The following is a 13,404-nucleotide window of genomic DNA, read 5'->3' on the forward strand; positions in this document are numbered from 1 at the left end:
ACCGCCCAGCGCGATGCGCTTGCCGCCGTCGATGTAGTCCCCGGCCTCGCCGGTGCCGCAGACGCCCATCGCCTCGAGCCCCACCGACACCCGCCCGCCGGAACGGGCATCCAAATCGGCGAGTTGTTTGGCCACGATCACCGGCGGATAGAGCGGCAGCAGCAGCGTCGCCGTTCCGACCCGGACGCGTTCGGTCCATGCGACCATCAGCGACAGACGGGTGACGGCCTCACCGGTAGGACTCGGCGGCAGGATGTGGCCGCCCTGCCAGACGGATTCGATGGGCAGGCGTTCGGCAGCGGCCAGCCAGTCCCGATCCGGTTCCGGCATCGCGGCTGCCCCGAAGACGATGCGGTCGGCGGACATCCGACTCCTTCGGCGAGCAGTGCGCCGATGCCCGATCGGCACCGACCACACGAAGATAGCAAATGCTCACTTATCATGATAGTGGTTATAGGCAGCAACGACTCGCTCCTGGAGGCCGGATGAACGCGATACCGGGTATCCCGCCGATGGTCACCGAGGAGACCGAGCCCTTCTGGGTAGGGGCCGCCGCCGGCCGTTTGCTGGTCGAACATTGCCCCGCCTGCGGAGCCGATTCCTTCCCGCCCCGGGGCATCTGCCGACGATGCCGGCGCCGCGCACCCGAATTCGTCGAAATCACCGGTCCCGGAACGGTTTACAGCTTCACCGTGAACTATCAGCGCTGGCTGCCCGAGCTCGAGGTCCCCTATGCGATCGTGCTGGTGGAATTCCCCGGCCGCCCCGGCGTGCGGATCCCCGGACGGGTGCGCGGCTGCGCGCCGGACGAGGTGACGATCGGCATGCGGGTCGACGTCGGATTCGAGCCCGGCCCGGGCGGATACGCCGTCCCCAGCTTCCTCGCCCGCGACGACGGGACCGGGGTCACGCGATGAGTACGGACCTGTTCGAGCATCGCGCCGTGATCTCCGGCATCGGTCAATCCGCGATCGCCCGCCGGCTCGACCGCTCCGGCCTGCAGCTGACCCTCGACGCCATCCTCGCCGCCGTCGCCGACGCCGGGCTGACCGTCGACGATATCGACGGCCTCGCCATGTTCCCCGGCGGAGGTGTCGCCAATGTGCCCGGCTACGCCAACGGCAATCTCTACGAGGTCCAGGACGCGCTGCGCATCACGACCCGCTGGCGCCAGGGTCTCGTCGAAGGCATGGCACTGCCGTTCTACGGTCCGGCGCAGGCGATCGCCACAGGCCAGGCCCGCCACGTGGTGATCTGGCGGACCGTGAAGGAGGGCAGCGCCGCCCGCGCCGCCGGTGGGCGCCCGGCCTACGGATCCACCAAACCCGCAGCCGAAGGCCCGCAGGCATGGCTGCTGCCGATCGGGATGCTGTCCCCGGTGTGCCAGATCGCCCCGTTCGCTACCCGCTACATGTACGAATTCGGGCTCACCCGAGCGCAATTGGCGTGGATACCGGTCACCCAGCGCACAAGCGCCGCCCACAATCCCGACGCCGTCTACCGTTCGCCGCTCACCGTCGACGACTATCTGGCCGCGCGGATGATCTCCTCCCCGCTCTGTTTGTTCGACTGCGATGTGCCGGCCGACGGCGCGACCGCGATCGTGGTGTCGGCGGTCGAGACGGCCCGCGATCTACGCGCACCGGTCCGCATCGAGGCGATGGCCGGCGTGGTGGACGGGCGCCCGGCCTGGGACCAGTGGGAGGACATGGGCCGGGTGGGCTACGCGACCGCCGCGGACCTGTGGGCGCGTACCGCGCTGACTCCCGCCGATGTGGACACCGCCCAGCTCTACGACGGTTTCAGCATCGAGGCGGTGTGGTGGCTCGAGGCGATGGGCTTCTGCGGCACCGGCGAGGCCGGGGACTACATCGACGGCGGCAAGCGCATCGCGCTGGGCGGTGAGCTGCCGCTCAACACCTGGGGCGGTCAGCTCTCGGGCGGGCGATTGCACGCCGGATTCGGCCACACCGCCGAGGCGGTGCGGCAGCTGCGCGGCGAGGCGGGCGCGCGGCAGGTCGCCGGCGCCGAGGTCGCGGCGGTGACGAATGTCGGCGGAATCGAGTCCGGCGCAGCGCTTTTGACGCGCTGGTGAGGTAGCAGTACCGGTGACGGCGAAGGAGAGATGATCATGGTGGAGCGTCCGGGCCGCGTGGACGGCAAGGTGGCAATCGTGACGGGTGCGGGATCCACGCCCGGGCCCGGCATCGGCACCGGAAAGGCGACCGCGGTGGCACTGGCACGGGAGGGCGCCGCCGTGCTGCTGGTGGACCGGTATGCCGAGCGCGCCGAACAAACCCTGCGGATGATCGAGGAGGAGGGTGGCAAGGCCGCGGTCTTCGCGGCCGATCTGACCGAGGCCGCGGCGTGCGAGGCCATGGTGCGTACTGCCGTGGACTCCTTCGGCGGCCTGGACATCCTCGTCAACAATATCGGCCTGGCCGCGGTCGGCACGGTCGTCGACGTCTCCGAAGCGGACTGGGACCGATCCTTCGACATCAATCTGCGCACCGCGTTCCTCTCCTCGAAGTACGCGGTGCCGGCACTGGCCGAACGCGGCGGCGGATCGATCGTGAACATCTCCTCGATCTCGGCACTGCGCGGCGACGGCACGGTCGCCTACTCCGCGGCCAAGGGCGGCCTGCTCGCGATGACCGTCGATATGGCGTATTCGCACGGCCGCCAAGGTATTCGGGTGAACGCGATCGCGCCCGGGCACATCACGACGCCCATGGTGCTCTCGGTGTCGGCGCCGGGGCCGCGGGCCGAATTCATGAACACCATGCGGTCGGAGGCGGGTCTGCTGGGCACCCCCGGCGACGGCTGGGACGTGGCCTGGGCGGCGACCTTCCTGGCCAGCGACGAGGCCCGCTGGATCACCGGCATCACCCTGCCGGTGGAATCGGGCGTGCTGAGCGTGACGCCGCTGATGATGGCGCCGCACCTGCGCGGGGTCGCGGACCCGGACCGGCCCGAGCCGGGCGAATCGACGCCGCCCGCCCCCGAATCCGGCCACTGAGCCGCCGACGCCACCGGGGGCCGATCCCGATCGGGCGCGACAGACGGTTGTACATCACCCTCGCGATCTCTAGAGTAAGTAAGTGAACACTCTCATAGTTGAATAATCTTCCTGGTACAGAAGGAGTTCGGGATGGCTGACCCCGATGGCGCCGGAACCGCCCTGTGTGAGCGATATGCGGTCGCCGATGTCGACTCCCACATCATCGAACCGGCCGACCTGTGGACCTCGCGGATCTCGAAGAAGTGGGGCGATCTGGTTCCGCACGTCCGCTTCCACGAACGGCGGCAAGAGGATTACTGGTACATCGGCGACAAGAAACTCTACGGCGTAGGCGCTTTCGCACAAGCCAAATGGCCCGAGTTCCCGCCCTCACATCCGAAGAAGCTCTCCGAGGCCTTCCCCGCCGCACTCGACGCCAAGGCGCGGCTCGCCTATATGGACGAGGTCGGCATCTACTACCAGGTGATGTATCCGAATATTCTCGGCTTCCACAGCCACGTCTTCCTGAACCGGATGCCGCACGAGCTGGCCACCGAATGCGTTCGCGCGTACAACGACTGGCTGGTCGAGTGGTGTTCGGCGGATTCGCGCCGGCTGGTTCCGATGATGATGCTGCCGTTCTGGGATATCGACGAATCGGTCACCGAGATGAAGCGGGCCTACGAGATGGGCCACAAGGGTGTGCTTTTCGCCGCTCGCTACGACAAGGTCGGCCTGCCCCGCCTGGTGGACGACTACTGGGAGCCGCTGCTCGGCCAGGCCCAGGACATGGGACTGTCGATGAATTTCCACGTCGGCTTCCTCAACTCCCCCGACGATCTCAAGGGCGCGGTCGACCAATCGCAGAAGCTCGACTTCACCAAGGAGAGCGCGCTGGTGCTGCTCGGCAATGCGCAGAACATCGCCGAGGTGGTGGTCAGCGGCGTCTGCCATCGCTATCCGAAGCTGAATTTCGTCTCGGTGGAGAACGGCGCCGGCTGGCTGCCCTTCCTGGGCGAGAGTATGGACTGGCAGTGGCTCAACGTCGGTGCGCACCACGAATATCCGGATCGGCTGCTGCCGAGTGAATACATGCGCCGCCAGATCTACGGCATGTACTGGTTCGAAAACCGTTCGCTGCGACCGGTGATCGGCGAACTGGCCGACAATCTGATGTTCGAAACCGATTTCCCGCACGCCACCAGCCTCTCGCCGGGGCCGGCCTCGGAATCACCGAGCCCGCGCGACATCATCGATCGTTCACTGACCGGAATTCCGGAGCAGACGGTGGCGAAAGTCCTGCAGCACACCGCGACCCGGCTCTATCACCTCGATCCGCCGCAGCGGAACCGACCCTGACGACACGACATCGGAGGGCGGCGTGAGCGACCATCGCGGCTCGCGCCGCCGACCGGACGCGGGTGTCCCGCACACGACAGGAGGCGGCGTGACCGATCGGCTGATGTACCGGCGTGAGTTCTACATCGGAGGTAGGTGGGTACCACCTGCCGGCGACGAACGCTTCGCCGTGATCTCACCGTCCACCGAGGAAACCGTCGGCGAGGTGCCGGTGGCCCGCACGGCCGATATCGATCGGGCCGTCGCGGCCGCGCGCACCGCCTTCGACGAGGGCCCGTGGCGCCGGCTGTCGCCCGGCGAGCGCGCCGGCACGCTCGCTCGCGCCGCCGAACTGCTGCGCACACGCGAGGCCGATATCGCGGCCGTGACGGTCGACGAGATCGGCTGTCCGGTCAGCCAATCCAGACAGGCGCAGACCGGTATGGTCGCGGCGCTGTTCGACTATTACGCGGAGCTGATCCGCGACTTCGACTTCGAGCGCATCGTCACCGCCGGTGACCGGTCCGGCCTGGTCACCAGGGAACCGGTCGGCGTCGTCGCGGCCGTGGTGCCGTGGAATGCCCCGGTGACCCTGGCGGCGTGGAAGACCGCGCCGGCACTGGCCGCGGGGTGCACGGTGGTGATCAAACCGCCGCCGGAGTCGCCGCTGAGCAACTTCGTGCTGGCCGAGGCACTGGACGAGGCCGGAATACCCTCCGGCGCAGTCAATATCGTGCCCGGCGATCGAGAGGTCGGCGAGTATCTGGTCACCCATCCGGACACGGACAAGGTGGCCTTCACCGGGTCGACCGCCGCGGGTAAACGCATCATGAGCGTGTGCGGTGAACGGGTGAAGCGGGTGTCGCTCGAGCTGGGCGGCAAGTCCGCGGCGGTCGTCACCGACGACGCCGATCTCGCGAACGTCCTGCCCGCGATCGTCAAGGGCGCGATGCATATGTCCGGTCAGGTCTGCGGTGCGCACACCCGGGTCCTGGTGCCGCGCAGCCGTTACGCCGAGGCGGTCGACGCCGCGGCGGCGGCAGCGGCAGCCGTCCGGGTCGGCGATCCCCACGATCCGGCGACCCTGGTCGGTCCGCTGGTGGCGCAGCGGCAGCGCACCCGCGTCGAGCACTACATCGCTCTCGCCCGCGACGCCGGTGCGCGGATGGTCACCGGCGGCGGCCGCCCGGCCGGGCTGCCGCGCGGCTGGTACGTGGAACCGACGATTCTGGCCGGCGTCGACAATGCGATGCGGGTGGCGCGAGAGGAGATCTTCGGTCCTGTGCTGTGCCTGATCCCGCACGACGGCGACGACGACGCCGTGCGTATCGCCAACGATTCGCCCTACGGCCTCTCCGGCGGGGTGTGGTCGGCGGACGCCGAGCGCGGACTGGCGATCGCCAAGCGGCTGCGCACCGGCAGCATCGCGATCAACGGCACCTATCCGCCGTTTCCCCGGGTGCCGTTCGGCGGCTTCAAGGAATCCGGACTCGGTCGCGAACTGGGGCCGGACGGACTGCACAGTTTTCTCGAACCCAGAAGTATCGGACTGCCGGCCGCACTGCGCTCGGATGCCGGAAACTGAACGGCCGCAGCGTCGTTCGGCAGTTGTTGCGCGAAGGAAGTGGTATCCGATGCGAACCGGATCACGGATGTGCGGTGCGGCGTTCGACGGCGAGTCGTTCGTCCGCGCCACGGTCGAATCGGCCGGACCCTGCCCCGCACGCGCGGACTACATCGAAATCTGTTTCTCCACCACCGAGGGTCGCTGGAAGTGGTGCTTCCCGGAACCGGATCCGGCGGACTGCCCGGCGGAGCCGACCACCGACCTCGCCTTCACCCTGGACAACTACGGCGCCCAGGCACATCCGATCGTCGGCGGGCGCATTCAACCGGCGATCCTCAGCGCGGCGGCGCTACCCATGGTGCTCGCCGGGACCCCGGTGCACATCTCCCGGCGCCTCGTGGTCATGTGCCGCTGACCGGCGCGGCGGCACACCGTCGCTCAGCCGGACAGCACTACCTCCCGGGCGGCGAGAAACCACGATCGCTCGAACAGTTCATCGGGCCCGGTCGGGCCGTGCGCGCGGAACCAGTCGATGCGCGTGCGCAGGCCGGTGAGGTCGTCGAAGTAGACCTCGTTCACCGCGTCGTAGGCGGTGCGGGTCGCGGCCACCGGATGGTTCTGCACATAGGCGCGGCCGCGGGCCGAGTCGGGTATCGCCACTGTCGCGGCGCCCGGTCGCCGCACGGTGCCCGCATGTGCGGTCCAGCGTGCCGCGAATTCTTCCGGCGTCAGGTTCGCCGCCCGCACCGCGACCGCCATATGTTTCATTCGAGCGCCGCCGTCGTCCCATCGGTGTCGCAGCCAGTCGCCGCCGCGCAGAACCTGTTCGCGGGCAATCACTTCCGTCGCACGGGCCGGGAGCGTCACCGTCTCGGCCGCATCGTCGCGTCGGGATCGCCACCGGTCGTGGCGCCGCAGATGCCGGATATCGCGAAACCATTCGGCGACCACACCGTCGTGCCGGGCATCCGGCCCGGTCAGATCGGGAAGGACGGTGCAGACCGCCACCCGGACCGGTCGCAGTCCGCTGGGCGCGTCGGCCGCCGCGGCACACAGCAGCGGCCACTGCCGGGCGAAACCGTCGAAGGACAGCTGCGGGGAGCGGGTGGCGAAACGCAGACGTTTGATCACGGCAGCGCCCCGCTCGCCTCGGAAACCGCTCCCTCCGAATGGTGTTCGGCCCGCCATGCCGCAATCCCGGCGCGCCAGCGCTCGATACCGCGTTCCTTGATCGGGCCGTAGCCCTTGATCGTCGCGGCCGAGGCCGCCAACTTCACCTGCCGGTCGTAGGGCACGTCCGCGCCGGCATCGGTGATCTCGGTGACGAGCCGCGCGTACTCCACGATGACGGCGCGTTCGGCGCGCCGGTCGCGGTCCCATCCGAACGGGTCGAACGGTGTGCCACGCAGGCGTTTCATCCGTCGCAGTGCCCGGAAGGCGAGCGAATAGGTCCGGCCCGCCGGCAGCTTCCGCGCCATTCCCAGACGCCGCAGTATCGGCGGGTGCAGGTGGTAGGTCAGCGCGTAGCCGCCGTCGAGCCCGAGTTCGGCGGCCACCGCGTCGTAGTCCGCGGCCAGATGCAAACGCGCGACCTCGTATTCGTCCTTGTAGGTCAGCAGGGCGAACCACGACTCGGCGACCGCGCGGGTCAGTTTCCACTCCCGTGCGGCATCGTCGCGCGCGGCCGCGTAACCGACGAGTTCGAGGTACCGACGCGCACGGCCCACGCTCTGGTAATCGATCACCTGAGCGGTCCGGCGACGCAGCACCTCGCGGAGCTCGGACGGCAGATTACGCTGCGCCACAAGTCTTTCCGCCGATGCAGTGGCCGCCGCCGTCGGCTCGTACCCGCGCGCGGTGGATGCCACGCGCTCGCCCCTCAACGCCGCCGCGACGGCCGCGGGATCGTGCACCAGCCAGCGACCCCAGTCGAACGCGAGCCGGTTGTCCGCCGCCGCCCGGCTGCGCCCCGCCAGCGCCTGCGCCATATGGGCCGCCGTCACCGGCACGCCACCCAGCTGAAAGGCCGCCCCCAGCAACACGACGTTCGCGGGAAGGTGATCGGCGAAGACGCGCTCGGCGACGCGTCGCGCATCGATCACCGAGGTTCGCGGCGCGCCGATCCGATCGGCGATCGCGGCTTCCAATGCCGCCACATCGGGGGCCGCGGTATGGCTCTGCAACATCGCCGCGGTCGGGGTGACGGTCCGGTCGACCACCGCAACGGCCTGCCCCGCACGGGCTTTCGCGAGGTGTTCGGCCGTGGCGGCCTGCAGGATGTCGCCCGACAGGTACAGATCCGCGCCGCCGCCGCTCACCGCCGCCGCACTCAGTCCCGCGCGATCGGCCGCCAGATGCAGATGCGACACCACGGCCCCCGCCTTCTGCGAGAGCCCGGTCTGATCCATCCCGCCGACCACCCAGCCCGCCGCCTCGGCGGCCCGCACCAGGATCCGGTTGGCGGTGACGATTCCGGTGCCGCCGATCCCGGTGAAGTAGATGCTGTAGCGCTCGCCGACCGCCGGCGGCACCGGCTCCGGCAACGATCCCGCCGGAAGTCGCGGCCGCTCACGCGGTGCTCGTTTCCGCCGGCGCCCAGCGGCTTTCGGCTCGATGGTGACGAAGGACGGACAGTCGCCGTCCAGGCAGGTGTAGTCACGATTGCACGAGGAATCGTGGATACGCCGCTTGGTGCCGAATTCGGTGTCCACCGGCAGCACCGACAGGCAGTTGCTCTTCGTGCCGCAGTCGCCACAGCCCTCACAGACCGCCTCGTTGATGACGACCCGGCGGGGCGGCTCCGGCAGCAGACCGCGTTTCCGCAGCCGCCGCGCCTCGGCCGCACACCGCTGGTCGTAGATGATCACCGTCACGCCGGGCACCGTTCGCAGCCGCTGCTGCACCTCGGCCAGCCGATCGCGGCCCAGCACCTTCACGCCCGGCGCCCATCGCGCGCGGCGACCGTAGCGGCCGGGATCCTCGGCGCACACCACGATCTCGCGCACCCCCTCGGCCTGCAGTGCCTGGGTGAGGGCGGGCACGTCCCGCAGTCCGGTCACCTCCTGACCGCCGGTCATCGCGACCGCCGCGTTGTAGAGGATCTTGAAGGTGATGTCGGTTCCAGCGGCCACACTCGCGCGAACCGCGAGGATGCCGGAATGGGTCAGGGTGCCGTCACCGAGATTCTGGATCAGATGGGGCGCCGCGACGAACGGTGACAATCCGATCCACGGCACCCCCTCGGCGCCCATCGGCGTCGGCGGCAGCGTCGTCAGGTCGCGGTTACGGGCCTCGAAATACATGATGCCGTGACAGCCGACCCCGCCCCCGACCAGCGCGTCCTCCGGTACGACGGTGGACCGATTGTGCGGGCAGCCGCTGCAGTACGCGGGCGCGCGGGCCGGCGTCACCAGCAGCGGCAGATCGAGCCGAGGCGGCGTCGCCGGGCGCAGCGCCGGAAGAACACGGTCGAGAATGTCGCCCACGGCCTTCGGATCGAGCACACCGGATCCGGGCACCAGGGGCGCACCGTCGCGATCCCGCTTGCCCAGCACCGGAATTCGATGCCGGGCCTCGTGCAGCACCGCGCGCAGTTGGGTCTCGACGAACGGCCGCTTCTCCTCCACCACCAGCAACCGCCGCACCGAATCCGCGAACTCGACGACGGTCTCCTCGACCAGGGGGTAGGTCATGCCCAGCCGCAGGATGCGCACACCCGCCGCGGCGAGATCGGCAATGCGCACTCCGCGCTCCGACAACGCCTGCACCACATCGAAATACGTGGCGCCCGCGCACACGATCCCGAGTTCGGCAGTGTCCGGGCCGACCGTCCGGTCGAGGCCGTTGTGCCGGGCATAGGCGCGGGCCGCGCGCAGCCGATGCTCGTTGATCAGCTCTTCCTGGCCGGGCACCGCATGCGGGCCGATGGTCGCCTGCGGTCGATGCGACCAGGTCCGTCCCGCGATGGTGATGTGCGGTTCGGCCGGATGATGGCGCGCGAGATCCGTGTCGACCGTGCCGATTCCGTCGGCGACGGCGGTGACGATCTTCAGTCCGACCCAGCATCCGGCATAGCGCGACATCCGGAAGGCGTGGATACCAAGGTCGAGGATGTCCTGCTGATCACCCGGAAACAGCACCGGCATGCCGGCGTCGGCGAAGGTGTACTGGCTGTCGCAGGCCAGGGTGGACGATTTCGCGGCCGGATCGTCACCACAGAACACCACCGCCCCGCCGCCCGGACCGGCCCCCATCGCATTGGCGTGTTTGAGTACGTCACCCGAGCGATCCAGGCCCGGCCCCTTGCCGTACCAGGCGCCCACCACGCCGTCGACACCGTCGTAGGCGAGGGCGGCGCCCATCTGGCTGCCCCAGACCGTGGCCGCCGCCAGCTCCTCGTTCAGCCCGGACCGGTGCACGATGCGATATCGCTGCGGTTCGTGCTGTTCCAGTTCCAGATCGAAACCGCCCAGCGGCGACCCCGGGTATCCGGAAACCATGGTGGCGGTGGTCGTCCCGTCGCGAAGGTCCAGCTCGTGGCGCACGGCGAGCAGCCGCACCAGCGTCTGTACTCCCGAGAGCACCGGCGTCTGCGCCGTCACGGATAGACCCGGGGGTCGATGTAGGCGACGGCGCCGCCTTTGATCACCGTTCGCAGCTTCGAATGATCCTGCAACACAGTGATATCCACGGTCGGATCGCCGTCGACGACGATCAGATCGGCCAGCAGTCCGGACCGGATCTCACCGGTGTCCAGACGCGCCGCCGGACCCATGTTGCGGGTGGCGGTGTGGATCGCCTCGATCGGGGACATGTCGATCAACTCGACATAGCGCTGCAGTTCCGCCGCGTAGGTGCCGTGCCGGGTCCACTGATGCCCGAAGTCGCCCCCCGAGAGAATCGGAATACCGGCGGCCTTCAGCTTGTGCAATCCGTCTATCTGAGCGCGTAATTCGTCGCGATAGCCGGACGCGTCGACCCGGTCCCGAGTGATGCCCCATCGCTCTGCCCGGCCCGCGACCACGGCGTACAGATAGTGCAGGCCCGGACATACCCAGACGTCGTCGCGGCGCGCCTCCAGCGCGGTCAGCGCCTCGTCGTCGAGGAAACAGGCGTGATGGATGATGCGGACGCCGGTGCGCGCGGCCATCGCCACACTGGCCGCACCGCGGGCGTGCACCGTGACGAAGGCGCCGTAGCGGTCCGCGACTTCCACTGCGGCCGAGAGCATCTCGTCGTTCATATAGACGTCCTCGGACGGATGCTCGGGCACCACGCCGTCGCCGGAGATGAACAGTTTGAGCGACCGCACGCCACTGTCGCACTGCCGGGCGACGACCTCGCGGATATCGCGGACCCCGTCCACGACCTCCATCAGGCCGCCCTCTTCGCCGCCGAGGCCCCCGCGCTCGGCGATCATCGCCCCGCAGGGAATCAGGCGCGGCCCCGCGATCAGACCCCGCTCCACCGCATCGTGGATGAGCAGATCGTCCTGCGGCTGGGTGGCTCCGGCACCGATCAGCAGCGTGTAACCGCTGTGCAGATAGGTTTTCGCCACGGCGGCGACGTCGAGGATGTGCCGCGCCGGCGGTGCCGCCGCGACGGCCGCGTGGTCGAAGACGAAATCCAGCGGCCAGCTGATATGTGTGTGCGCGTCACCCAGACCTGGCAACACCGTGGCGTCGCGCAGATCCACCACCCGCACGGCTCCCGGATCGACCGCGATGTCCGCACCGATCGAGACCTCGGCGATCCGATCCCCCTCGATCAGCACCGATCCCGGGCGCGGGCGTTCGGCGAGATCACCACCGCAGGTCAGGATCCGCCCATTGGTCAGCAGCATTCGCTCCGTCATCAGCGACCTCCAGTACTGAGCGAGTACTTACTTTATCACCGTAGGACCGTCACGAGAGTCGAATTCTTACTTTCGAGAATCATCCATCCACCCGTCAGCGCGCGCAACGGAATCCCGCGATGGGTACTTGTCGATCCCCCACCGGCGGCGTCGCAGCTGTCACCATGGTCTGCGGGACCCCCGCCGTCCCCACCGAGTCGAATCAGAGGAGCGTGATCGCATGCCCGCCGAAACCCCGGCGACCGAATCCGTGGATGCCGTCGTCATCGGCATGGGGCCCGGCGGCGAGGCCGTGGCGACCGAATTGGCGCGCGCCGGACTCGCGGTGGTGGGCGTCGAAGGCCGGTTGCTGGGCGGCGAATGCCCCTACTACGCCTGTGTGCCGACCAAGATGATGGTGCGCGCCGCCGAGACCCTGGCCGAGGCGCGCCGGGTCGGCACCCTCGCGGGAAGTGCCCAGGTGCATACGGATTGGGCGCCGGTGGCGAAGCGGATCCGCGACGAGGCGACCGACAACTGGGACGACAGGGTCGCGGTCGAACGATTCGAATCCGCCGGCGGCACCTTCGTGCGGGGCTGGGGGCGCATCACCGGTCCAGGCCAGGTCCGCGTCGATACCGCCGACGGACCGCGCGACTTCCGCGCCCTGCGGGCAATCGTGCTGAATCCCGGCACCGCCCCGTCCGTACCGCCGATCGAGGGTCTGGCCGACACCCCGTACTGGACCAATCGCGAGGCGGTGACCACCACCGAGGCGCCGGAATCGCTGATCGTGCTCGGCGGCGGACCGGTCGGCGCGGAATTCGCCCAGATCTTCTCGCGGTTCGGCGCCGAGGTGACGATGGTCGTGCGCAGCCGGCTGCTCCCGCGCGCCGAGCCCGAGGCTGCCGACCTGCTCGCGAAAGTCTTTGCCGAAGAGAGTATTTCGGTCCGAACCGGCGTCGAGGCCACCCGCATCGACCACGACGGCAGCTATTTCACCGTGCGGCTGAGCAACGGTGATCCGATCCGCGCCCAGCGCCTGCTGGTCGCCGCCGGCCGCTACACCGATCTGTCCGCACTGGGCGTCGGCGCCATCGGCCTGGACGAACAGGCGCACGGCATCCGGGTCGACGACCGGCTGCGCGCCGCCGAGGGGGTCTGGGCGATCGGGGACGTCACCGGACACGGCGCCTTTACCCACATGTCCATGTACCAGGCGCGCATCGCCGCCGCGGACATCCTCGGCTCCCTTACCGAACCCGCGCAGTATCACGCGGTTCCCAATGTCACCTTCACCGAACCGGAGGTGGGCGCGGTCGGGATGACGGAGTCGCAGGCCCGCGACGCCGGACTGAGCGTCTGGACCGGACGGGCCGAGGTCCCGGATTCGACCCGCGGCTGGATTCACGGGCCCGGCAACGCCGGATTCGTGAAGCTGGTCGCCGACGCCGATCGCGGCATTCTGGTCGGCGCCACCTCGGTCGGCCCGGTCGGTGGCGAGGTGCTGAGCGCCCTGGCCGTCGCGGTGCACGCCCGGGTGCCGGTCACCACGCTGCGGGAAATGATCTACGCCTACCCCACCTTCCACCGCGCGATCGAGGCCGCCCTCGCCGACCTCGGCTAGTACGGCCCATCTCGCGGAACCGGACGCGACGACGCGGA

At 69.2% G+C, this 13,404-nt stretch carries 11 protein-coding genes; 7 read left to right on the forward strand and 4 right to left on the reverse strand.

Going from position 1 to position 13,404, the window contains the following annotated elements; all coding sequences use genetic code 11:
* Positions 1-366: LLM class flavin-dependent oxidoreductase (locus A5780_RS13010; RefSeq protein ID WP_156769483.1), on the reverse strand; the 366-nt coding region annotated here is incomplete at its 3' end.
* Between the two features lie 119 nt (positions 367-485).
* Here A5780_RS13010 and A5780_RS41830 point away from each other — a divergent pair.
* The 6 genes from A5780_RS41830 to A5780_RS13040 all read left to right on the forward strand — a co-directional run bounded on the left by A5780_RS41830 (position 486) and on the right by A5780_RS13040 (position 6,321).
* Entirely contained in the window at positions 486-917 is a 432-nt protein-coding gene (locus tag A5780_RS41830) for a Zn-ribbon domain-containing OB-fold protein (RefSeq protein ID WP_063018665.1), read from the forward strand.
* On the forward strand, positions 914-2,095 hold the full coding sequence (locus A5780_RS13020) for a hypothetical protein (protein ID WP_063018663.1): 1,182 nt from the start codon (positions 914-916) through the stop codon (positions 2,093-2,095). The genes A5780_RS41830 and A5780_RS13020 overlap by 4 nt, the downstream gene beginning before the upstream one ends.
* Before the next feature lie 36 nt (positions 2,096-2,131).
* On the forward strand, positions 2,132-3,019 hold the full coding sequence (locus A5780_RS13025; protein WP_064906479.1) for an SDR family NAD(P)-dependent oxidoreductase: 888 nt from the start codon (positions 2,132-2,134) through the stop codon (positions 3,017-3,019).
* Between the two features lie 132 nt (positions 3,020-3,151).
* Positions 3,152-4,360, forward strand: coding sequence for an amidohydrolase family protein (locus A5780_RS13030; protein ID WP_063018661.1), 1,209 nt, complete (start codon positions 3,152-3,154; stop codon positions 4,358-4,360).
* A gap of 103 nt (positions 4,361-4,463) precedes the next feature.
* On the forward strand, positions 4,464-5,924 hold the full coding sequence (locus A5780_RS13035; RefSeq protein WP_197521741.1) for an aldehyde dehydrogenase: 1,461 nt from the start codon (positions 4,464-4,466) through the stop codon (positions 5,922-5,924).
* 49 nt (positions 5,925-5,973) lie between these two features.
* Complete coding sequence (locus A5780_RS13040) at positions 5,974-6,321, forward strand: hypothetical protein (protein WP_146098773.1); 348 nt, start codon at positions 5,974-5,976, stop codon at positions 6,319-6,321.
* A gap of 23 nt (positions 6,322-6,344) precedes the next feature.
* Here A5780_RS13040 and A5780_RS13045 read toward each other — a convergent pair whose 3' ends face one another.
* The 3 genes from A5780_RS13045 to A5780_RS13055 are packed head-to-tail and all read right to left on the reverse strand — an operon-like array spanning position 6,345 to position 11,760.
* A complete protein-coding gene (locus A5780_RS13045; protein ID WP_063015368.1) occupies positions 6,345-7,037 on the reverse strand; it encodes a hypothetical protein in 693 nt (230 codons plus the stop codon).
* Positions 7,034-10,507 (reverse strand): indolepyruvate ferredoxin oxidoreductase family protein, encoded by a 3,474-nt coding sequence (locus A5780_RS13050; RefSeq protein WP_064908561.1) that lies wholly within the window; start codon positions 10,505-10,507, stop codon positions 7,034-7,036. The genes A5780_RS13045 and A5780_RS13050 overlap by 4 nt, the downstream gene beginning before the upstream one ends.
* On the reverse strand, positions 10,504-11,760 hold the full coding sequence (locus A5780_RS13055; RefSeq protein WP_064908562.1) for an amidohydrolase family protein: 1,257 nt from the start codon (positions 11,758-11,760) through the stop codon (positions 10,504-10,506). Before A5780_RS13055 ends, A5780_RS13050 begins: the two co-directional genes overlap by 4 nt.
* A 220-nt stretch (positions 11,761-11,980) precedes the next feature.
* Here A5780_RS13055 and A5780_RS13060 point away from each other — a divergent pair, with 220 nt between their 5' ends.
* Positions 11,981-13,366 (forward strand): NAD(P)/FAD-dependent oxidoreductase, encoded by a 1,386-nt coding sequence (locus A5780_RS13060; RefSeq protein WP_064908563.1) that lies wholly within the window; start codon positions 11,981-11,983, stop codon positions 13,364-13,366.
* Positions 13,367-13,404: the final 38 nt, after the last annotated feature.

Source organism: Nocardia sp. 852002-20019_SCH5090214 (genome assembly GCF_001665865.1).
Classification (GTDB): domain Bacteria; phylum Actinomycetota; class Actinomycetes; order Mycobacteriales; family Mycobacteriaceae; genus Nocardia; species Nocardia nova.

Coding starts and splice junctions, on each gene's coding strand:
- A5780_RS13020 (WP_063018663.1), top strand. CDS start 914: ATGAGTACGGACCTGTTCGAGCATCGCGCCGTGATCTCCGGCATCGGT.
- A5780_RS13060 (WP_064908563.1), top strand. CDS start 11,981: ATGCCCGCCGAAACCCCGGCGACCGAATCCGTGGATGCCGTCGTCATC.
- A5780_RS41830 (WP_063018665.1), top strand. CDS start 486: ATGAACGCGATACCGGGTATCCCGCCGATGGTCACCGAGGAGACCGAG.
- A5780_RS13035 (WP_197521741.1), top strand. CDS start 4,464: ATGTACCGGCGTGAGTTCTACATCGGAGGTAGGTGGGTACCACCTGCC.
- A5780_RS13040 (WP_146098773.1), top strand. CDS start 5,974: ATGCGAACCGGATCACGGATGTGCGGTGCGGCGTTCGACGGCGAGTCG.
- A5780_RS13055 (WP_064908562.1), bottom strand. CDS start 11,760: ATGACGGAGCGAATGCTGCTGACCAATGGGCGGATCCTGACCTGCGGT.
- A5780_RS13030 (WP_063018661.1), top strand. CDS start 3,152: ATGGCTGACCCCGATGGCGCCGGAACCGCCCTGTGTGAGCGATATGCG.
- A5780_RS13025 (WP_064906479.1), top strand. CDS start 2,132: ATGGTGGAGCGTCCGGGCCGCGTGGACGGCAAGGTGGCAATCGTGACG.